Source organism: bacterium, assembly GCA_035945995.1.
Classification (GTDB): Bacteria; Sysuimicrobiota; Sysuimicrobiia; order Sysuimicrobiales; family Segetimicrobiaceae; genus DASSJF01.
Genome location: DASYZR010000023.1, coordinates 14,529 through 34,145, shown reverse-complemented (window position 1 = coordinate 34,145; position 19,617 = coordinate 14,529). Strand labels below are relative to the sequence as shown.

General features: G+C 70.9%; 21 protein-coding genes. 7 read left to right on the top strand and 14 right to left on the bottom strand.

The window, feature by feature from the left end; all coding sequences use genetic code 11:
- The first annotated feature begins 12 nt into the window (after positions 1–12).
- The 5 genes from VGZ23_02195 (at position 13) to VGZ23_02175 (ending at position 4,599) form a co-directional block, all read left to right on the top strand.
- A complete protein-coding gene (locus VGZ23_02195; GenBank protein HEV2356412.1) occupies positions 13–831 on the top strand; it encodes an SDR family oxidoreductase in 819 nt (272 codons plus the stop codon).
- Positions 832–842: 11 nt separating this feature from the next.
- Positions 843–1,706: a CoA-transferase gene (locus VGZ23_02190; protein ID HEV2356411.1), complete on the top strand. Its 864-nt coding sequence runs from the start codon at positions 843–845 to the stop codon at positions 1,704–1,706.
- Between the two features lie 121 nt (positions 1,707–1,827).
- The gene (locus VGZ23_02185; protein HEV2356410.1) at positions 1,828–2,673 is read left to right on the top strand and encodes a CoA-transferase; all 846 of its coding nucleotides are present in this window, start codon (positions 1,828–1,830) and stop codon (positions 2,671–2,673) included.
- A gap of 91 nt (positions 2,674–2,764) precedes the next feature.
- On the top strand, positions 2,765–3,529 hold the full coding sequence (locus VGZ23_02180; protein HEV2356409.1) for an SDR family NAD(P)-dependent oxidoreductase: 765 nt from the start codon (positions 2,765–2,767) through the stop codon (positions 3,527–3,529).
- A gap of 14 nt (positions 3,530–3,543) precedes the next feature.
- Positions 3,544–4,599 carry a phosphate--acyl-ACP acyltransferase gene (locus VGZ23_02175; GenBank protein ID HEV2356408.1) on the top strand — a complete coding sequence of 352 codons (1,056 nt, stop codon included), beginning with the start codon at positions 3,544–3,546 and terminating at the stop codon, positions 4,597–4,599.
- 105 nt (positions 4,600–4,704) lie between these two features.
- On the opposite strand, the gene VGZ23_02170 is transcribed toward VGZ23_02175, so the two are convergent.
- The 12 genes from VGZ23_02170 to VGZ23_02115 all read right to left on the bottom strand — a co-directional run bounded on the left by VGZ23_02170 (position 4,705) and on the right by VGZ23_02115 (position 16,176).
- Positions 4,705–6,165: a hypothetical protein gene (locus VGZ23_02170; protein HEV2356407.1), complete on the bottom strand. Its 1,461-nt coding sequence runs from the start codon at positions 6,163–6,165 to the stop codon at positions 4,705–4,707.
- A gap of 124 nt (positions 6,166–6,289) precedes the next feature.
- A complete protein-coding gene (gene groL / locus VGZ23_02165) occupies positions 6,290–7,903 on the bottom strand; it encodes a chaperonin GroEL (GenBank protein ID HEV2356406.1) in 1,614 nt (537 codons plus the stop codon).
- 21 nt (positions 7,904–7,924) lie between these two features.
- On the bottom strand, positions 7,925–8,236 hold the full coding sequence (gene groES / locus VGZ23_02160) for a co-chaperone GroES (protein HEV2356405.1): 312 nt from the start codon (positions 8,234–8,236) through the stop codon (positions 7,925–7,927).
- Between the two features lie 193 nt (positions 8,237–8,429).
- Positions 8,430–9,518: a tRNA (adenosine(37)-N6)-threonylcarbamoyltransferase complex transferase subunit TsaD gene (tsaD, locus tag VGZ23_02155; GenBank protein ID HEV2356404.1), complete on the bottom strand. Its 1,089-nt coding sequence runs from the start codon at positions 9,516–9,518 to the stop codon at positions 8,430–8,432.
- Positions 9,496–10,044 (bottom strand): ribosomal protein S18-alanine N-acetyltransferase, encoded by a 549-nt coding sequence (gene rimI, locus VGZ23_02150; protein ID HEV2356403.1) that lies wholly within the window; start codon positions 10,042–10,044, stop codon positions 9,496–9,498. The genes tsaD and rimI overlap by 23 nt, the downstream gene beginning before the upstream one ends.
- Entirely contained in the window at positions 10,041–10,784 is a 744-nt protein-coding gene (gene tsaB / locus VGZ23_02145; protein ID HEV2356402.1) for a tRNA (adenosine(37)-N6)-threonylcarbamoyltransferase complex dimerization subunit type 1 TsaB, read from the bottom strand. Before tsaB ends, rimI begins: the two co-directional genes overlap by 4 nt.
- Positions 10,766–11,236, bottom strand: a complete 471-nt coding sequence (tsaE, locus tag VGZ23_02140) for a tRNA (adenosine(37)-N6)-threonylcarbamoyltransferase complex ATPase subunit type 1 TsaE (protein HEV2356401.1) — start codon at positions 11,234–11,236, stop codon at positions 10,766–10,768. Before tsaE ends, tsaB begins: the two co-directional genes overlap by 19 nt.
- 37 nt (positions 11,237–11,273) lie before the next feature.
- On the bottom strand, positions 11,274–12,059 hold the full coding sequence (locus VGZ23_02135) for a slipin family protein (protein ID HEV2356400.1): 786 nt from the start codon (positions 12,057–12,059) through the stop codon (positions 11,274–11,276).
- Complete coding sequence (locus tag VGZ23_02130; GenBank protein ID HEV2356399.1) at positions 12,056–13,423, bottom strand: nodulation protein NfeD; 1,368 nt, start codon at positions 13,421–13,423, stop codon at positions 12,056–12,058. Before VGZ23_02130 ends, VGZ23_02135 begins: the two co-directional genes overlap by 4 nt.
- 41 nt (positions 13,424–13,464) lie before the next feature.
- Positions 13,465–14,286, bottom strand: coding sequence for a M55 family metallopeptidase (locus VGZ23_02125; GenBank protein ID HEV2356398.1), 822 nt, complete (start codon positions 14,284–14,286; stop codon positions 13,465–13,467).
- The gene (locus tag VGZ23_02120; protein HEV2356397.1) at positions 14,283–15,338 is read right to left on the bottom strand and encodes an asparaginase; all 1,056 of its coding nucleotides are present in this window, start codon (positions 15,336–15,338) and stop codon (positions 14,283–14,285) included. Before VGZ23_02120 ends, VGZ23_02125 begins: the two co-directional genes overlap by 4 nt.
- On the bottom strand, positions 15,328–16,176 hold the full coding sequence (locus tag VGZ23_02115) for a gamma-glutamyl-gamma-aminobutyrate hydrolase family protein (GenBank protein HEV2356396.1): 849 nt from the start codon (positions 16,174–16,176) through the stop codon (positions 15,328–15,330). Before VGZ23_02115 ends, VGZ23_02120 begins: the two co-directional genes overlap by 11 nt.
- A 182-nt stretch (positions 16,177–16,358) precedes the next feature.
- Between VGZ23_02115 and VGZ23_02110 the strand changes: the two genes are divergently transcribed.
- On the top strand, positions 16,359–16,622 hold the full coding sequence (locus VGZ23_02110; GenBank protein HEV2356395.1) for a ribbon-helix-helix protein, CopG family: 264 nt from the start codon (positions 16,359–16,361) through the stop codon (positions 16,620–16,622).
- Positions 16,619–17,038: a PIN domain-containing protein gene (locus tag VGZ23_02105; protein HEV2356394.1), complete on the top strand. Its 420-nt coding sequence runs from the start codon at positions 16,619–16,621 to the stop codon at positions 17,036–17,038. The genes VGZ23_02110 and VGZ23_02105 overlap by 4 nt, the downstream gene beginning before the upstream one ends.
- A gap of 61 nt (positions 17,039–17,099) precedes the next feature.
- On the opposite strand, the gene pxpB is transcribed toward VGZ23_02105, so the two are convergent.
- Together pxpB and pheA are read right to left on the bottom strand one after the other, a co-directional pair.
- A complete protein-coding gene (gene pxpB / locus VGZ23_02100; GenBank protein ID HEV2356393.1) occupies positions 17,100–18,761 on the bottom strand; it encodes a 5-oxoprolinase subunit PxpB in 1,662 nt (553 codons plus the stop codon).
- Positions 18,758–19,585: a prephenate dehydratase gene (gene pheA / locus VGZ23_02095; protein HEV2356392.1), complete on the bottom strand. Its 828-nt coding sequence runs from the start codon at positions 19,583–19,585 to the stop codon at positions 18,758–18,760. Before pheA ends, pxpB begins: the two co-directional genes overlap by 4 nt.
- Positions 19,586–19,617 lie beyond the last annotated feature (32 nt).

The following is a 19,617-nucleotide window of genomic DNA, read 5'->3' as shown; positions in this document are numbered from 1 at the left end:
GGGGGGACGGCGGTGTTCACGGGAGCGTTCACAGGGAAGGTCGCGCTCGTCACCGGGGCCGGACGCGGCATCGGCCGCGCGACCGCGCGGCTCTTCGCGGACGCCGGCGCGGACATCGTCGTGCACTACAACCGCAGCCGCGAGGCCGCGGAGGAGGTCGCGGCCGGGATCGCCGCGCGCGGCCGCCGCGCCGCGGCGATCCCGGCCGATCTCGAGAAGCCCGAGGACATCACCCGCCTCTTCGACGAGACGGCCGAGCGGTTCGGCGCGCTCGATGCGTTCGTCGCCAACCACGCCGCCACCGCGTTCAAATCGACCCTGGAGACGAAGCCGCACCATCTGCAGCGGACCTTCGACCTGATCGTGCGCTCGCTCGCCCTGTGCGCGCAGCGCGCGGTCCCGCTGATGGCGGGCCGGGCGGGCGCGATCGTCACGATCGGCGGGCAGGGGACGGTCGAGTGCCTGCCCAACTATGCGATCCTGGCGTCGGCGAAGAGCGCGATGGAGACGTGGACGCGGTACCTCGCGTACGAGCTGGCCGGCCGGGGGATCACGGCCAACTGCGTGAGCCCCGGGGTGATCGCCACGGATTCCGCGCGATTCTACGGCGGGGACCGCTACGCCGAGTTCGATCGCCTGGTCTCGGACTACACGCCGGCGGGCCGGATGGGCGCGCCGGAGGACGTCGCGGCGGCCGTCGTGTTCCTGTGCAGCCCCGCGGCGCGGTTCATCACCGGACAGACCGTGGTCGTCGACGGCGGCCTCGGCCTCGTCGCCGCGCCGTTCGAGCAGTTCCGGAGGCGGCAGCGCGGCGAAGGTCGTTCCGACTAGGAGGCACGGCCATGAGCAAAGTTCTCACCAGCGACGACGTCGTGGCCCGGATCCCCGACGGCGCGCTCATCGCGATCGGCGGCTCCTCCCTGTCCCGCAAACCGATGGCGCTGGTCCGCGCGCTGGCGCGCAGCGACCGCCGTGATCTGCGCCTCATCGTGAACGTCGGCGGGCCCGAGGTGGACCTCCTGATCGGCACCGGCAAGGTCGCGCAGGTCATCTACGCCTTCGTCGGATTCGAAGTGATGGGCCTCGCCCCGCACTTCCGCCGCGCCCGCCAGGACGGATCCGTCCGCTTCCAGGAATGGTCCGAGTTCACGATCATGGCGGGCCTCGACGCGACGATCAAGCGACTGCCGTTCCTGCCGACCCGCTCCGGGCTGGCCACCGATCTGCTCCGGGTCAACCCGGCGTTCAAGATGTTTCAGGACCCGTTCGGCGGCGAGACGCTCGTCGCGGTCCCGGCGCTGCGCCCCGACGTCGCGCTGCTGCACGTGAACCTGGCCGACCCGCAGGGCAACGGCGTCGTGCTGGGCGACGGGCACATGGACGCACTGTGCGCCAAGGCCGCCGCGCAGACGTTTCTCTCGGCAGAGCAGATCCTGCTCCCCGAACGCCTGCAGACATACGGCCGCGACGTCCACATCTTTCGCACGGTCGTGACCGGCGTCGTGGAGGCGCGGTGGGGCGCCCACTTCACCGGATGCGCGCCGGAGTACCGGGCGGACCTCAACCACGTCCGCGAATACCTGACCGCGGCGCGCGACCGGTCGTCCTGGCACGAGTACCTCGAGAAGTACGTGTACGTCGACGACCGGGAGTACGCCCGGCGGCTCGGCGGCGAACACACCCTCGGCGAGCGGCTGCGCGTGTAGGACGCGTTCAAACGAGCGGAACAGATCGCGCAGTTGACGCCTACGGCGTGAGCCAGTACGTCCCGGCGGCAGTGGATCGTCAGACGCAGCCGTCCGACGCATTCAGATGGGGAGGACCGCGATGCCCGACTACACGATCGATGAACTGATCATCACGTGCATGGGCCGGGAGCTCCGCGGCGAGGTGCTCGTGAGCTCGGTCACGGCGTTCGGCGCCCTCGCCGCGCACCTGGCGCGGAGCACGCACTCGCCGGAGCTCGCGGTGCTCGCGACCCCGGAATCGGGCATGGACGTGGCGGCCCTTCCCACCCTGACCCTCGGGCAGTTCCTGACGGACAATCAGCGGGCGATCCCGTTGACGATGGAGGACATCTTCGACGCGATCTTCTCCGACCGGTTCCGCATCTGGATCAACCCCGCGCAGATCGACGAGCAGGGCAGCGTGAACATCTCCGTCATCGGCGCCTGGGAGAAGCCGAAGGTCGCGCTCGTCGGCTCGCGCGGGATTCCGGAGGACACGAGCCATCTCTCGCAGGGCCTCTACTACCTGACGCAGCACACGCCGCGGGCGGTCGTGGCCAAGGTGGACTTCGTCAGCGGCGCCGGGTACACGGAGGAACGCCGGAAGTACCTCGGCCACTACGGCGCGCCGACGCGGCTGGTGACCGATCTCGGCGTGTTCGGCTTCGACCCGGCGGCGGGGCGGCTCGTCCCGCGAACCCTGCACCCCGGGGTGCCGCCGGAGCAGGTCCAGGAGCGGACCGGCTTTCACCTCGAGATTCCCTCCGGGATCGGCACGACACCGCCGCCGACCGAGGAGGAGATCCGGATCATCCGTGCCGCCGATCCGCTCGAGGTCCGCAAGCTCGAGCTGCTGGCCGGCCCCGAGTCGGCGGAAAAATTCGCGACGATCTACGAGCGGGAGCGCCAGGCGCTGCACGCGGCGTGGCCGCGCCGGCGCCACTAGCCCCCGATGCCGGGAGCGTCTGGCGGGCCGCCGGCTCACCCCAAGAATTCGCTGTCGTGATGCGAATGCTTGGGGGCCCCGAGCCCCCCGGGTGAACAGGGTTCTTTCCGGCCGCCGCGCCGCCGTCACCGGCGGGGGGCGGGGCATCGGCCGCGCGACGGCGCTGCGCCTCGGCCAACTCGGCGCGGACGTCGCGGTGATCGCCCGCACGAGCCCCCAACTCCACGCGGTCGCGGGCGAAATCGAGCGCCACGGTGTCCACGCACTCGCCGTCGCGGCCGACCTGGCGACCTACTCCGCCTGCCGCCGGGCGATCGACGCGGTGTGCCGGACGCTCGGCGGCATCGACATCCTCGTCAACAACGCGGGGTGGACCCTCACGTCGCCGTTTCTCGAAGAGGCGGAGGAGTATTGGCGGCGCGTCGTCGACAGCAATCTGTGGAGCACGATCTTCTGCTCCCGCGTCGCGCTGGAGTGGATGACCGAGCACGGCGGCGGCGTCATCGTCAACGTCGCGAGCGACGCCGGGCGGGTCGGGACCTCGGGCGAAACCGTCTACGCGGCCGCCAAGGGCGGGGTCATCGCGTTTACCCGCTCGCTGGCCCGCGAAGTCGCGTCCCGCGGCATCCGCGTGAACTGCGTGTGTCCCGGACCGACGGAGACCGAGGTGCTCGCCGAGAATCGCGGCGATCCCGGCCAGGCCGGCCGGATCGAGCGGATGATCCGTCTGATCCCGATGCGCCGGACCGGCCAGCCGGACGAAATCGCCGACGCGATCGCGTTCTTCTGCGGCGACGCGTCCCGGTATGTCACCGGGCAGGTGCTGAGCGTCTCCGGCGGGTTGACCATGGTGTGAGGAAAGATCCCGTGGTGACGGACCCTGACGGGACGGCGCTGCGCATCGCCGTCGACTGCATGGGCGGGGACCACGCGCCGGCCGAGACTGTCGCCGGAGCGCTGCTCGCGGCGCGCGCGCTCGCACTCCACGTGCTCCTCGTCGGCGTGCCCGAGACGCTCCGCCCCCTCCTCCCGTCCGGCGCGGAAGCCCCGGACGGACCCGGCACGGTCGAAGTCGTGCCGAGCGGTCCCGCCGTCCCGGAGGGCGCCCCGCCGTTGTCCTCGCTGCGGGCGCGGCCGGACGCGTCGATGACGATCACGATGCGGCAGGTCCGCCTGGGCCGGGCCGACGCGGCCGTCAGCGCGGCCAGCACCGGTCCGACCCTCCTGGCCGCGGTCCGCGAGTTGGGGATGCTGGAGGGCGTTCGCCGGGCGTGCGTCGGCCGCTCCATCGTCGGTCTGCACCCGGAGACGTTCCTCATCGATCTCGGCCCGACGCTGGACTGCGAGCCGCAGCACCTCCTCGAGTTCGCGGTGATCGGCAGCACGTACATGCGGGTCTTCGGGCGGATCCCCGAGCCCACCGTCGCGCTGCTCAGCAACGGCCGCGAGGCCGGAAAGGGCAACCGCGTCGTGAAGCAGGCCGCGCGGTTGCTCGGGCGGAGCGGCCTGAACTTCGTGGGACTCGTCGAGGGGCACCAGTTCGTGGCCGGCGCGGCGAACGTCGTCGTCTGCGACGGCTTCGTCGGCAACGCCGTGCTGAAGAGCATCGAAGGCCTGGGCCGGGAGATCGCCGGATGGCTCACGCGCGAACTGGCCGGCGACCTTCCGGCCGCGCGCCTGGCGGCGGTGACGGGCCGCCTGATCGAGTGGACGAACCCGATCGAGCTGCACGGCAGCCTACCGCTCCTCGGCGTGCGCGGCAACGTCGTCATGGCGCACGGCGCGTCGGACCGTCGCGCGATTCACGCGGCGATCGGCCAGGCGGTCCAGGCGGTGCGCGCGCGCTTCGTCGACACGCTGCGGACGGCGCTCGCAGAGACCCGCGCCCGCCTCAGCGGCCCGGTCGCGTCGTCACCCCCTGGCTGATCGATCCGCGGCGTCCGCGAGGCACAAGAGGCGACCCCGGATCGTCGGTCGCGTCGTCACCCCCCGGGCTAATCGTCCCGTCGGTCTTCGGCACGCCCGCGCAGGCTACCGCGCCGTAGAAACCGGCGGCGCGTGGGCCGGCCCCAGGGCATCGCCGGCGACCGGCCCCGCTCCGACCTTTCCAAAGCGTCGCATCAGATAGTCGAATAGGCCGTAGAGCACCCACGCGTGCAACACGCCTCCCAGCAGTAACGCGAGGCTCGATTCTTGATCGGCCGCGGCGGACACTACCGCCATGCCGATCACGACGTTGCCCGGGGCGGGACTCTCGCCGATCCACCCGTACCAAATCACCCGGAGCACCGCGCCGACCACGACGGCCGAGAGGAGCACGCCGGGCCATCCGTCGTTGAGCCAGCCCTCGGTGATGATCGGCAGATTCACGCTGTGCACGGTGTCCGCAGGGTCCAGGAATCCGTACCGGTGCCCGTAAAACTGGCCGCCCCCGTCGTTGGGCGCTTTCCCGGCCCACAGGGCCCGCGGGACGAGCAGCCCCGCGATCGGTGCGTAGGTGACGCCATGCGCATAGGGTACGCGCGAGGGCGTCGTCGCCACCACGTACGCGAAGTCGCCCAGATGATTGAGACGGTTCACCGTCCGCGCGGCCATGTATTCGACGACGCCCCACGAACCCGGCAACCGGGGCCACCACAATCCGAACGTTTCCGGCGGGTGCGTGGCGACTTGAGACGAATAAGCGCGCAGAGCGGTGGAGTAGCCTTCCCGTGACGCCGGTGTACCCGCGGGCGGCTTCGCCGGGGCGCCGCCCGCCCCGCCTGTGACCACACACGCGCGTACGGCGAACGCATCCCCGCGGTACATGATCGCTCTCAGAACCTCCTTGAGCGGCAGCGCCACCAGGATGAGACAGCACAGCACGGCGAGCGCACCCAGCTGCGTGCGCGCCGGCAGGCCCATCGCGTTGAATCCGTAGAGCAGGGCGATCACGGCAAACGCCGCCGGGCCGACCGCGGCGAGTCCGAGCGGCAGCAGCACCTTCACCGTGAAGTCGAGCCCGATCAGACCCCAGATCAGCCACGGACGGAACGGCCAACCCTGCCCGGCCCACCCGCGCAGCAGATATGCGCCGAGGACGATCGCCGCGACCGGCGCAAAGGCGAGCCAGTGCACCAGCTCCGCCACCGGTCTCGGAATGGCGCAGAACGAGGTCGCCAGCGTCGCCGCGCTCCCCGCGAGCGAACCTCCGGCGAACGCCGCGGCGAGAGCTCCGGGACTCCACGACCGCGCCGGCGCCCGCGCCGTCGCCGGCCACAGCACGACGCCGATCGCGACGGCGAACCACGCGCCGCAGGCCAGCAGCGCGGTCAACACAGCGCCGGTCGGCACGAACACGAGGCGGTCGTACAGGTACAGGCGCAGGGGGAGCTTGTACACCGCGAGCGGCAGAAAGAAGAGGGCGGCGGCCGGAGCGAACGTGAACACGACGAGCGCGAGCCGGCGCGGGGTGCGACCCCACCTGCTCCCCTCCGTCCACATCGGGCGCACGCCCCACCCCTCTCGTCGGCCCGCGAAATCCGCCGGCGCAAAAGCACAGGGGGAGGCCGGTGCTGCCTCCCCCTTTGAGTTCACGGGCCGGCGCGCCAGCGCGCCGGCGCCACGCGGTCCGCCGCTACATCGGCGGGGTCGGCGGCATCGCCGGCTCCTTCTCTTCCTCCGGCTTCTCCACCACCAGCACCTCGGTCGTGAGCACCATCGAGCCGACGCTCGCGGCGTTCTGCAGCGCCGACCGCGTCACCTTGCACGGGTCCACGATCCCGGCCTTGTACATGTCGGTGTACTCGCCGCTCAGGACGTTGAACCCGAAGCCCGGCTTCTGGCCCTTCACCTTCTCCACGATGATCGAGCCCTCGTGACCGGCGTTGCGCGCCAGCTGCCGCAGCGGCTCTTCGAGCGCCCGGCGCACGATGCCGAATCCGATCGACTCATCGCCGTCCCGCTCCTGCTTCTCCAGCGCCGGGAGCGTGCTGATGAGCGCGGTGCCGCCGCCCGGGACGATGCCTTCCTCGACCGCTGCGCGGGCCGTCGACAGCGCGTCTTCCACGCGATGCTTCTTCTCCTTGAGCTCGGTCTCACTAGCCGCGCCGACCTTGATCACGCCTACGCCGCCCACCATCTTGCCGAGCCGCTCCTGGAGCTTCTCGCGATCGTAGTCGCTCTCGGTCTCCTCGATCTGCCGGCGAAGCTCTCCGATGCGCTTCTGGATGTCCGCCTGCTTGCCGGCGCCGCCGACGACGATCGTTTCCTCCTTGCCGATCTTCACCTGGCGCGCCCGCCCGAGCTGCTGGACCTCGACCGACTCCAGCTTCAGGCCGAGCTCTTCGGTGACGACCTGGCCGCCGGTCAGGATCGCGATGTCCTGCAGCATCGCCTTCCGCCGGTCGCCGAACGCGGGAGCCTTCACGGCGACGGCCTGGAGCGTCCCGCGCAGCTTGTTCACGACCAGCGTCGCGAGCGCTTCGCCCTCGACGTCCTCCGCGATGACGACAAGCGGCCGGTTGATCTGGACGATCCGCTCGAGCACGGGCAGGAGGTCTTTTACGGCGCTGATCTTCTTGTCGGTGATGAGAATGTACGGATCCTCGAGGATGGCTTCCATCTTCTCCGCGTCAGTCACCATGTACGGCGAGATGTAGCCCTTGTCGAACTGCATGCCCTCGACCGTCTCCACGGTCGTCTCGATGCCCTTGGACTCTTCGACCGTGATCACGCCGTCCTTGCCGACCTTTTCCATCGCGTCGGCGATCAGCTGCCCGATCGTCTCGTCGTGCGCCGAGATGCTCGCGACCTGCGCGATCGCGCCCTTGGTTTCCACGGGCTTGGCGATCCGCTTCAACTCCGCGACCGCCGCGTCCACGGCCCGATCGATGCCGCGCTTGAGAGCCATCGGGTTCGCGCCCGCGGCGACGTTCCTGAGGCCTTCGCGCACGATCGCCTGCGCGAGCACCGTCGCGGTGGTCGTGCCGTCGCCCGCCACGTCGTTGGTCTTGGTGGCGACTTCGCGGACCAACTGCGCGCCGGCGTTCTCGAACGGATCCTGGAGCTCGATCTCCTTCGCCACGGTCACGCCGTCATGCGTGATCGTCGGCGAGCCGTACTTCTTTTCCAGCACCACGTTGCGGCCTTTCGGGCCGAGGGTGATCTTGACGACGTCCGCGAGCCGGTTCACCCCGCGCTCGAGCGCCCGTCGCGCTTCCTCGTTGTACAGCAGCATCTTCGATGGCATGGGCTCCCCCTTCGCGCGCCGTTACGCGCGCGCCTTGGCCTTTTCCTTGGTCACGATCGCGAGCACGTCGCTCTCACGGAGGATCAGGTACTCCTCGTCGTCCAGCTTGAACTCCGTGCCCGAGTACTTCTGGAACACCACGCGATCGCCGACCTTGACCTCCATCGGGATGCGGTCGCCCTTCTCGTTGCGCGCGCCCGGTCCAACGGCCGCCACCTCGGCCTCCTGCGGCTTCTCCTTCGCAGTGTCGGGCAGAACGATACCGCCCTTCGTGCGCTCGAGCTCCTCGACAACCTTGACGACAATGCGATCCCCAAGCGGCTTCAGGTTCATTGGCTCCCTCCCTGCGAGATTCTGGACTTAGCACTCCATTCGGCCGAGTGCTAACCACCACCGTCAACTATAGGGGAACTCGGCAGCAGGCGGTAATCTCGAATCTACCGGAAAAGTGGTGATTATGTTATCAATGCTCTTCGGATCGCGCTATATCGCCACATTGCTTCATTTTCCGTGCCATGCCGCCATACTATCCCCCGTTCCGCGGAACGCCGACCTGGGTCTCGGGTATCGGGGCGGTAATGTCCATGTCGGCATACGCTCCGAGACGCAGGCTCGAACACTCGCCCCGGCTCAGGTGATCGGCCCCGGCCGCCGCGATCATCGCGGCGTTGTCGGTGCACAGCGCGAGCGGCGGGACGTGGAGCGGAATGCCGGCCCGGCCGGCCGCCTCCGCCATTCGCGACCGCAGCAGGGCGTTGGCGGCCACGCCGCCGGTGACGATGATCGTGCGCGCGCCCCGGGTACGGGCGGCGCGCATCGTCTTGTCGACGAGCACTCGCGTGACCGCGTCCTGGAAGGCCGCCGCGATGTCGGCGGGCGACCCGGCGGAGCGCCCCGCCGCCCGCAGCACCGCAGTCTTGAGGCCGCTGAAGGAGAAGTCGAAGCTTGCCTCATCGGGAAATGGGAGCGGCAGCGCGACGGCGTCGGTCCGGCCTGCGCCCCGGCTCGCGCGGGGCAGGCGCGCGGCCTGCTCGATCGCAGGGCCCCCCGGATAGGCGAACCCGAGCGCGCGGGCCGCCTTGTCGAAGGCCTCTCCCGCCGCATCGTCCCGGGTACGGCCCAGCATTTCGTAGGCGCCGCGACCGTGCATGACGAGCAGGTCCGTGTGCGCCCCGGAGACGATGAGGACGACGGCCGGCAGCACGATATCCGGGTGATCGAGGAACGCCGCGTAGATGTGCCCTTCGACGTGGTTCACGCCGATCAGCGGGAGGGCAAGCGCCAGCGACAGGCTCTTGGCCGCCGCGACGCCCACCGTGAGGGCTCCGACGAGGCCCGGACCGCACGTCACCGCGATCGCGTCCAGTTCCTGGAGGGACGTCGCCGCGCGGTCGAGCGCCTCGTCGATCACCGGCCCCAGCCGCTCGAGGTGCCGGCGCGAGGCGAGTTCGGGGACGACGCCCCCGTAGCGGGCGTGCAGGTCCACCTGGGACGCCACGACGCTCGAGCGCACCCTGACCAGGGGCCAGTCAAGCACGGCCGCGGCGGTTTCGTCGCAGGAGGTCTCGATGCCGAGGATGCGCACGAAGGAGCTACGCGCCGGGATTCGTCCCACCCGTGGCCGCGTCGAGGAGGCCCCGGTTGCGCGTGAAGCGCTCCTGGAATGCCGGCTCGTACACGTTGCCGGTCCACATGACGATGGCGTCCTCGCGGTTGTCGCTGTAGTAGCCTTTGCGGACGCCGATCTCCTTGAAGCCGTATTTCCGGTACAGCGCCTGCGCGTTGCCGTTGGTGCGGCGGACCTCGAGCGTGATCCACCGCGCCCCCCGGCGCATCGCCTCGGCGATGAGGGCGACCAGCAGCCGCTCGCCGATCCGGTTCCGCCGGCTCTCCGGGGCCACCGCGATCGTCGTCACGTGCGCCTCGTCGAGGATGATCCACATTCCCGTGTAGCCGACGACGGCGTCGGCGCCGCGGGCGACCAGGTAGCAGGCCAGACGGTTGTCGCGCAACTCCCGAAGATACGCGTCGCGCGGCCACGGCGACGGGAACGACGCCTGCTCGATCTCCAGCACGCGGGGAATGTCTTCCTCGCGCATCGGGCCGATGGAGAGCCGCTCGTTCGCGATGACCATGGTCATCCCCCGCTTCCCGGCCGCGGAGATGTTTCCTGCCACAACCGCGCCACCGGACGCCGTCCGTACGCCGGCAGCAACCGGGCCGCCTCGTCCCGAACACCGCGAAGCAGGCGCGGCCGCGCGAGAAGCCCCGCGGTCTCGGCGCGCGGATGCGCGTCGGGCCGCTCGATGACCTGCCGGACGCCGGCCGCCCCGAGGAGCGCCGCGAGTTGCTCCCGGTACCGCGCGAGACCGGCCCCGGCCACGACGAGTCCGTCAGGCACCGCGCCTTCCGCCTGGAGTGTCCCCCGTATCTCGGCCACCACCACGTCGGGGACGGCGACGACGGCGGGCAGCAGGCACACCGGCTCGAACGGCGGAGCGCAGCGGTAGAGCGCGGCCGCCACCTCGCCCCGGTGCGCGTCGAGGACCGGGACGACGAGCCCGCCCGCGGCGGCCGAGCACGCCAGCGTCTCCAGGGTGTCCACGCCGAGGAGCGGGGTGTGGCGCGCACGGGCCCAGGCCGCGGCCGTCGCGATCCCGATTCGCAGGCCGGTGAAGCCGCCCGGTCCTCGACCGGACGCGACCGCGTCCACCGCCTCGGGGCCCCACCCCAGATCCCGCAGCATGCCGTCGATCGCGGCCGCCACCCACTCGAGATGCCGCATCGGGGCCCGCAGCGTACGCGAGGCCGCGACGCCGGCGGCATCCACGAGCGCGACGCTCGCCACGGGGGTCGCGGTCTCTATTGCGAGGACACGCACCCGCGCAGCCCGTCCACGATCCGACGTGACCGATCGCCGCGGGCCGTGACGCGCGCGGCCCGCGCGTTCTCGCCCTCCCCATAGGACATCTCCACGGACACATGGTCGGGCGGCAGGAACCCTTCGGACCCGGGCCACTCGACCGCGGTGACGCCGTCGCCCTCCAGGATCTCCTCGAGGCCGAGCGCGTCGACTTCGGCGGGACCGATCCGGTACAGGTCGACGTGATGAAGGGGCAGCGGGCCCGGGTACTCGTGAACGAGCATGAACGTCGGGCTGCGGACGTACCCGCCGGCGCCGAGCCCCCGGGCGAGCCCCTGCACGAAGCACGTCTTTCCGGAGCCGAGCGGTCCGGTGAGTGCCACCACCGCCCCGCGCGCGTCGCATTCGCGAAGCACGCGGCCGAGCGCCTCACCGAGCGCCCGCGTCTTCTCCGGACTCCCCGTCTGAATGACCAGCGCGCCGGGGCCGCACGCGCCGGGGGTCGAGCTAGCCAGCGCCGGCGGGGCCGCCGTCGCCGCCGCCGCGCTTGAGAAACGGCGTGAGGAGATCGATCGGCACCGGAAAGATCGTCGTCGAGTTCTGCTCCGAGGCGACCTCGGTCAGCGCCTGCAGGTACCGCAGCTGAAGGGCGATCGGCTGCTTGGAGATCTTGGCCGCCGCCTCCACGAGTTTTTCCGCCGCCTGAAATTCGCCTTCGGCGTTGATGACCTTGGCTCGCCGCTCGCGCTCGACCTCGGCCTGCCGCGCCATCGCGCGCTTCATGCTCTCCGGCAGGACGACGTCCCGCACCTCGACGAGCGTGACCTTGATGCCCCACGGCTCGGTGGTTTCGTCGATCACACGCTGAAGCTGCTGGTTGATCTTGTCGCGCTGGGCGAGGAGGTCGTCGAGCTCGTGCTGTCCGAGCGTGCTGCGCAACGTCGTCTGGGCGACGAGATACGTCGCGCGGCTGAAGTTCTCGACCTTGACGATCGCGTCCTCGGGGTTGACGATCCGAAAGTACACCACCGCGTCGACCGTCACCGGCACGTTGTCGCGCGTCATCATCTCCTGCCGCGGGATGTCCAGCGTGACCACCCGCAGGTCGATCTTGATCATGCGGTCGACCACGGGGATAAGGATGATGACCCCCGGGCCGCGCGCCCCGACGAGGCGGCCGAGGCGGAACACCACGCCCCGCTCGTATTCACGCGCGATCTTGATGGTCGAACCGAGCAGCGACAAGGCGACGAGGATCACAGCCACGAGCAGCGGCGCGATGTACGATATCATTTCCTCTCCTCCTTGCGCACGACGAGGTGCAGCCCACGGACCTGGACGACCCGGACGCGCTGGCCGGCCGGGATCGTCCCGTCCTCCGACTCCGCGCTCCACAACTCGCCCTCGACGAACACCGTGCCCGACGGTCCGAGGTCGCTGCGCGCCACCCCGGTGGCGCCGAGCAACGCTTCGCGGCCGGTGTGCACCTTTTGCGCCTGAGCCCGGATCCCGGCGCCCACGGCGAACGCGAAGAACGCCGCCGTCAGGCCCGCCATCGTCAAAATGAGCGTGATCGAAATCCGGAGAAACGGCGCCTGCCGCTCGGTGAGCAGCAACGCCCCGAGGATGAACGCGGCGAGGCCGCCTGCGGTGAGGATGCCGTGGCTCGGCACCTTGAGGTCCGCGATGAAAAGGATGAGCGCGAATCCGATGAGGAGCAGGCCCGCGAGGTTCACTTCGATGACAGCAAAGGAGGCCAGCGCGAGGATCAGGGCGAGGCCGCCGATCACGCCCGGAAAGACCGAACCGGGGTTGCTGAGCTCGAAAATGATGCCGTAGATCGCCATCGTCATGAGGATGAAGCCGATGTTCGGGTCGCCGAGCAGCAGCAGGAGCCGCTCGGTGACGTCCATCGGAATGCCGACGAGCCGCGCGTTCCGGGTGTGGAGAACCCGCGCGCCGGCCGGCAGCTGCACCCGGCGGCCGTCGACCGCGGCCAGCAGCGCCTCCGGATCGGCGGCGACGAGGTCGATCACGTGGAGGCGCAGCGCGTCCTGGTCGGTGATCGAGACGCTCTCGCGGACCGCACGCTCCGCCCAGTCGGGGTTCCGGCCGCGGCGCGCCGCGAACCCCCGGATCTCGGCCACCGCGTCGTTGGTGACCTTGGCGATCATCGTCTTGTCCTCGGGGCTGTTGCCCGGTGCCACGTTCACGGGATGCGCGGCCCCGAGGTGCGTCGTTGGCGCCATCGTCGCGATGTCCGCGGCGTAGGTCACAAACACGCCCGCCGACGCCGCGCGGGCGCCGCTCGGCCACACGTAGACGATCGTCGGCGTGGACGAGGCCAATAGGGCCTTCGCGATCTGGTCCATGGAGGTCAGGAGACCGCCGGGGGTGTCGAGCTCGATGATCAGCGCCTCCGCGCCGTCGGCGGAGGCCTGCCGAAGGCCGCGGAGCACGTAGCGGGCGGTCGCCGGACCGATAATACCGTCGAGCTGCACCACGTCGACCTGAGGCGTGCCTTGACCCGGCGCCGGCGCGCCGAACGCGGGCATCCCGGCCACGACGGTCCCGCCGGCCGCTGCGGCGGCCAGCAGCACGGCGAGGAGCAGGCGGGCGCTGATTGAAACGGCGGGGCTCCGCCGGCCGCATGCCATGGCGTGCTGTTCTACGCTTGCCGAGAGGGTCCTGTGCCCTCCTACACGACCGACCGCGCCAGGACGAGGCAGGCGACCGTGACCGAGAAGGCCTGCTCCGCGTCCTTGGCCTTGAAGGCCGTGGCCCGGGGACTCACCCGGGTCATGCCCGGGATCAGCATGCAGCGATCGGCCATCGAAGTGTAGAGCCAGTCGATCTCCAGCGCGACCGGCTTCGGGACCGCGAACGGCTTGAGATCGCGCGCCCGTTTGAGCGCCCGCGCGGCGCCGTCCTTGATCCGGCGGCGGGCTTCCACGGGCTGGTACGAACGCGCGGCGAGCCGGCCGATCGCCTCCTTCACCGCGACGGCCTCGACCTGGGGAACGAGCTTCCGGAGCTGCGCCACCGCCGTCGCGTCTCCGGTGACGAGCGCGACGGGGACCTTGAACTGGCCCGCGAGCGCGGCGTTCAGCCCGGCCTCGCCGACGACGAGGTTGCCGAGTTTGATCTGGCGGACGGATCCGCTGCTGTAGCTGTGATCCAGGACCGCGTCCTGCGTGCCGGCCGCGGCATGGTACCCGGTGAAGAACACGGCGTCGAACGACGCATCGATGCCCTGCATCATGCTGTAGGGTTTGGGACTGCCGCTGATGAGCTGGGCCTGGGGATGGAGTTCCTCGATCAGCAGGTTGCGCATCGTCGCGTGCGAGTCGTTGACCACGATTTCCTTGGCGCCGGCTTCGAGGGCGCCGAGAATCGCGGCGTTGACCTCTTCGGTCATGAGCCGGCGAAACCGCGCGTAATCGGGCCGGCCCGCCAGCACCTGGTCCCAATCGGTGACGCCGGCGGTCCCCTCCATGTCCGCGGAGATGAAGATCTTCATGCGCTCCCCCCTTGGGCCGGTTGCCGCGATGTGCCGTGCAGAGACACTTCCTCGAGATGGACCAGCGACCGGATCGCGCCCACGACCTGCCCGCGCGTATTGCGCACGTCGGGCCGGGCGTGCGCGGCGAGGGCCGCGACCTCCGCCGGACCGGCGACGCCGAGCTGCCGCAGCACGTCCACCAGCACCGGCCCCATCGCACGCGCGTTGCCGTCGTCGATCTTCACGGCGATGCCGAGCCCCTGGCTGCGGAGCGCGATCCCGAACCCGCCCTCCGCGCCGCCTTTGCAGAACAGCCGGCTGCCGAGCACTTCCATCAGGGACGTCGCGAGCCGTCCCGTGCCCGAGACCATGACCGGGTGCGCGGCCATCGCGTCGCCGATGCGGCGGACCGCGACGGCGCGCGGAGCCGCCAGATCGCCCGGATCCGCGAGGCGGGCGAAGGCGTGGGCGAGCCCTCCGACCGTGGCGTAGAAGGTGGGCACGCCGCATCCGTCGGTGGCCTGCGGCAGCGAATCGCCGTTCGCGCAGAACTCGCCGATGATCGCAGCGATCCTGCGCTGCAGCGGATGCGCCGGCTCCAGGTAGGTCTCGGTCGGCCACTCGTAGAGCCGGCACGAGGCCAGCATCCCGGCGTGCTTGCCGGAGCAGTTGTTGTGGATCGCCTCCGGCGCCCGTCCCGCGCGCGCCAGCGCCGCCGCCGTCGCCGGGTCGAAGGGCATGTGGGGACCGCACCGCAGCGCGGACGGGCCGAGGCCGATCTTGGACAAGATCGACCGGACCGCGTCGAGGTGCACCGGCTCGGCCGCGTGCGACGCACAGATCACCGCGAGCTCGGCGCCGGTGAACCCGAACGTCTCGACGCCCCCGCCTTCGACGAACGGCAGCGCCTGGAGAGGCTTGCAGGCCGACCGCAAGTAGAGCGGCAGCGCGGGATCGCCGGCCGCGTAACGCACCCGGCCGAAGCGATCGGCGACGGCGACGGCGCCGCGGTGGACGCTCTCCACCCGCCCGCCCCGTTCGACCGCGGCGAGCGGGACGCTACCCGGCACGGAGGCCGCCCGCAGGGTGGCCGGCAGCGGCGTCCTCGCCCCCGAGCTGCTCGCCCGCCGGCGTACGCGGGACACCACCGTCGCGCCCGCGACCGGCGGCCCGGACAAGCTCGACGAAGAGACGCCGCTGCGCCGGCGCGCTGTGCCACATGCGCTCGGGATGCCACTGCACGCCGAGCACCCACCGGCAGCCCGGGGCCTCGACGGCTTCGATCAGCGCCGGCCCGCCCCCGGTAGAGGGCAGGCCGGATTCGACCGCGAGCGCGGTCACGACGAGACCCGGCGCGACGCGCTCGATCGCCTGGTGATGGAACGTGTTGACGCCGAGGCGGTCGGCTCCGGCGATCGCGCGAAGGCGGCTGCCGGGCATCACGTCGACCTCGTGCATCGCCGCGTCGAGCGGCGCCTCCGGCTGAGCCTTCCGTTGCTGATGGCTCCACGTCTGCCGGCCCGTGCGGGCCACGTCGACGTCCTGGATGAGGGTGCCGCCGAGGGCGACGTTGAGCACCTGGATCCCGCGGCAGACCGCCAGGATCGGCAGGTCGCGCCGAACGGCCTCACGGACCAGGGGAAGTTCGAGGGCGTCCCGCTCGGCGTCAATCTCGACCGACATCACAGGGTCGACGTCCCGGCCGTATGCCTGTGGATCGACATCGAGTCCGCCGGTCAGGACGAGACCGTCCACCCGTTCGAGGACGTCTGCGCCGCTGCCCGGGAGGATCGGCACGGGCGTTCCGCCGGCGTCCTCGATGGCCCCGACATAGGCCTGGAACGCCTTCTCTTCGGTTTCCTTGCGCGTCGCGCCGACGATGCCGATGCGGGGACGGTCCCCGGTCACGGAATCACTCCTTGGGCTTCAGCCGCTGTGGCACAGCGTGCTTCGCGGCCCGTGGGCTCAGGGTCCTGCGGTCCGCGGAAAATCCGTCCGTAGCCGAAAACGCCGGCGGCGTCGATTTCGATTTGCTTTGCCGGCGCCCATGTAGTACAGTTTGGTATGACAAATCGCCGGGAGATACCGCAGTGCCGACAACCGTGAGGTTGGATCCCGAGACGGAAGCGATCGTGCAGCGCCTCGCCCGGAAGACCGGCCGTACAAAATCGTCCGTGATTCGCGAAGCGATCCTCAGGCTGTCCGAGGACCACGCTGAGCCGAACCCGGGAAGTACCCTGTATGATCGGATGGCGGACCTCATCGGCATCGGACACGGCGGACCGCCGGACTTGGCGTCCCGGTCGGAGGAGATCCTGCGCGGCCTGTTCGCGCGCCGGCGAGGACGTCGGTGAAGCGGATCCTGGTTGACGCCGGGCCTCTTGTCGCCATCATCGATGAGAGCGATGGCGATCACCGCCGCTGCGTCGACGAGCTGAAACGGCTGGTTGATCCGCCGCTCACAACATGGACCGTCATCACCGAGGCCGCGTATCTGCTCGGGCAGACGACGAATCCTCTTGAGTCACAGGATGCCTTGCTGGTCGCGCTGGAGCGCCGGCTGATCGCGATTGCCGAGCTCAGCCGCGAGGATATCCCACGGGTCCGGGCCCTGATCCGGAAGTACCGCGAGCTGCCGATGGATCTCGCCGATGCCACGCTTGTGCGCCTGGCGGAACGGGAGCGCATCCGGCAGGTGTTCACGCTTGACCGCCGCGACTTCGAAATCTACCGAATCGGGCGCCAGGAGACGTTCACGATCATCCCATAAGGCGCCGCCGTCCAACGCGGGCATCGCCTCCGCGGCGACACTCGACGCCGGTGAGACGCGTCTACTCGCCAACCCGCTCGAACCGGAGACTCGCCGCGGCGGCCGCCGCCTCGCGCGCCGCCAGGTGGGCCTCGTCCCATGCCACCGCGCGAAAGCGAACGGGGTCCCCGCGCCGCGCCTGGGCCACCAGCCGCAGGTCCGCCCGCGCTACCGCGGCGATCTTCGGATAGCCGCCCGCGGTCGGGCCGTCCGCCATGATGACGATCGGCTGGCCGCCGGCCGGCACCTGGATCGCGCCCGGCAGCAGGCCGTCCGACAGCAGTTCCGCGGCCGACCGGTGCTCGAGCCGCGCACCGTCGAGCCGGTACCCCACGCGGTCGGCGTGCACCCCCGGTGAGAACTCTTCGTCGAGCAGCGCCGCCACAGCCGCCTCCGCGAAATACGATTCCTGCGGCCCAAGGACGATGCGGACGGTGCGGGCGCCGCCCACGGACGGCCGCGTTTCGTCTGCCAGGCGGAGCAGCGCCCCGGGAGCCCGGCGCCCGCAGGCCAGCGCGTCGCCGTCCGCCAGCCGGCGGCCGCCGTACCCTCCCAACGCCGCCCGCGCATAGGTGGCGCGGCTCCCGAGGGCGGGGGGGACGTCGATGCCGCCGGGCACCGCCACGTAGGCCCACTGCCCCGACCGCGGCGCGCCGAACTCGAGCACGTCGCCTTCCCGCATCGACAGCGCGCTCCAGCCCGCCACGGGCCGCCCGTTCACCGATGGCGAGAGATCGGCGCCCGTCACGGCGATCGCGGTCCGCCGCGCCACGACGAGGCGGGGCCCCGGCGCCGTGAGCTCGAGCGCGGCCGCGCCGGGCGGATTGCCGAGCAGCAGATTGGCGATGCGAAGGGACAGCGGATCCATCGCGCCGCTCTGCGGCAGGCCGAAATGGCGGTAGCCCGGGCGCCCCAGGTCCTGCACCGTGGTCCACAGTCCGCCCCGCTCGACCACGAGGTCCGGCGCCGCCGCCCGCGGCGGCGCGGGCGGCGGCCCATCGCGAGGCGCCCGCCGCTCATACTCGTCGGGACCGATCGCGACGAAGCGCACGCGGTCCCCCGCGTCCAGGAGAAACGGCGCCTCGCGGGCCGGATCGTAGATGCGCAGCGGCGTGCGTCCGATGAGCCGCCATCCGCCAGGCGTGGCGATCGGGTACACGCCGGTCTGCTGGCCGGCGAGCGCCACGGTGCGCTCCGGCACGTAGGTTCGCGGCGATCGCAGCCGCGGCACGCGCAGCGCCTCGGGCAGGATCCCCATGTATGGAAACCCCGGTGAGAAGCCCAGCATGTAGACGCGATACTCGTGACTCGCATGCGCCGCGATGACGTCCTGCTCGGACAGTCCCACCTCGGCGGCGAGCGGGGCGAGATCCGGACCGTGGACGCCGCCGTAGGCGGTCGCGATCTCCACGAGGCGGCCGGCGGGCAGGTGAGACGGATCGGCCCGTGACGCCGCCCCCAGGATGTCCTGGCGGACGGCCGCCGCCGTCGTGCGCAGCGGATCGAACACCACGAGCAGCGAGCGGTACGTCGGAATGGCCTCCACGACGCCGGGCGGGCGCTCGGCCTCGATGACCTGCCGCAACGCGAGCACCGCCGCGTTCGCCGCGTCGGAGATCTCGTCGCCGCCGAATTCGGCGACCACGCCCGCGTCGCCGAGCGGCCGCAGCGTGGGAACCGTCACGCGACCGCCGGCGGTGAGGCCTTCGGATAGGAGCCCAGCACCCGCAGGAACGACGTATGGCGCCCGAGCTCATCGAGCGCGGCGCGCATCGCGTCGTCGTCGGCGTGTCCGTCCACGTCCACGTAGAACACGTAGTCCCAGGGCCGCTCGCGGCCCGGCCGGGATTCGATCTTGGCGAGATTGATGCCGCGCGTCGCGAGCGCGCCGAGCGCGAGATAGAGCGTACCCGGACGGTTCTCGACCACGAAGACGATGGACGTCTTGCTCCGGTCGGTGCGCGGCGCCGGGGACCGGTCGAGCGCAAGGAACCGCGTGTAGTTGTTGGGGTTCGTCTCAATCGCTTCGGCGAGGACCGCGAGCCCGTAGAGCTGCGCGGCCCGCCGGGACGCGATCGCCGCCGCCCCGGGCGGGCGCTCCTCGGCCAGCATCTTCGCGCTGCCGGCGGTGTCGCCGTAGACCAGCGGCTCGATCCGGTGGTGCCGGAGAAACGCGTCGCATTGGGCGAGCGCCTGCGGGTGCGAGTACGCCTGGCGGATCTCGTCGAGGGAGCGGCCGGGCAGCGCGAGAAGATTCTGGTGGACGCGCAGGTCGTACTCGCCCACGATCACCAGATCGTGCTTGAGCAGCAGGTCGTAGGTTTCGTTGATGCTGCCGGCCTGGGAGTTCTCCACGGGGACCACCGCCGTCTCCGCGCGGCCCGAGACCGTCGCCTCGAACGTCTCGACCAGGTCGCGGCACGGGACCGGCTCGACGTGCTCGCCGAAGACACGGAAGACGGCCTCCTCGCTATGGGCCCCCGGTTCGCCCTGAAAGGCGACACGCACGACGACTCCCCCTCCCCCGCCACGTTCGTGGA

Bases quoted from the DNA above. Each gene is read 5' to 3' on its own strand.
- VGZ23_02190 (HEV2356411.1), top strand. From the start codon at position 843: ATGAGCAAAGTTCTCACCAGCGACGACGTCGTGGCCCGGATCCCCGAC.
- VGZ23_02185 (HEV2356410.1), top strand. From the start codon at position 1,828: ATGCCCGACTACACGATCGATGAACTGATCATCACGTGCATGGGCCGG.
- groL (HEV2356406.1), bottom strand. From the start codon at position 7,903: ATGCCATCGAAGATGCTGCTGTACAACGAGGAAGCGCGACGGGCGCTC.
- groES (HEV2356405.1), bottom strand. From the start codon at position 8,236: ATGAACCTGAAGCCGCTTGGGGATCGCATTGTCGTCAAGGTTGTCGAG.
- rimI (HEV2356403.1), bottom strand. From the start codon at position 10,044: ATGACCATGGTCATCGCGAACGAGCGGCTCTCCATCGGCCCGATGCGC.
- VGZ23_02135 (HEV2356400.1), bottom strand. From the start codon at position 12,059: ATGATATCGTACATCGCGCCGCTGCTCGTGGCTGTGATCCTCGTCGCC.
- VGZ23_02130 (HEV2356399.1), bottom strand. From the start codon at position 13,423: ATGGCATGCGGCCGGCGGAGCCCCGCCGTTTCAATCAGCGCCCGCCTG.
- VGZ23_02125 (HEV2356398.1), bottom strand. From the start codon at position 14,286: ATGAAGATCTTCATCTCCGCGGACATGGAGGGGACCGCCGGCGTCACC.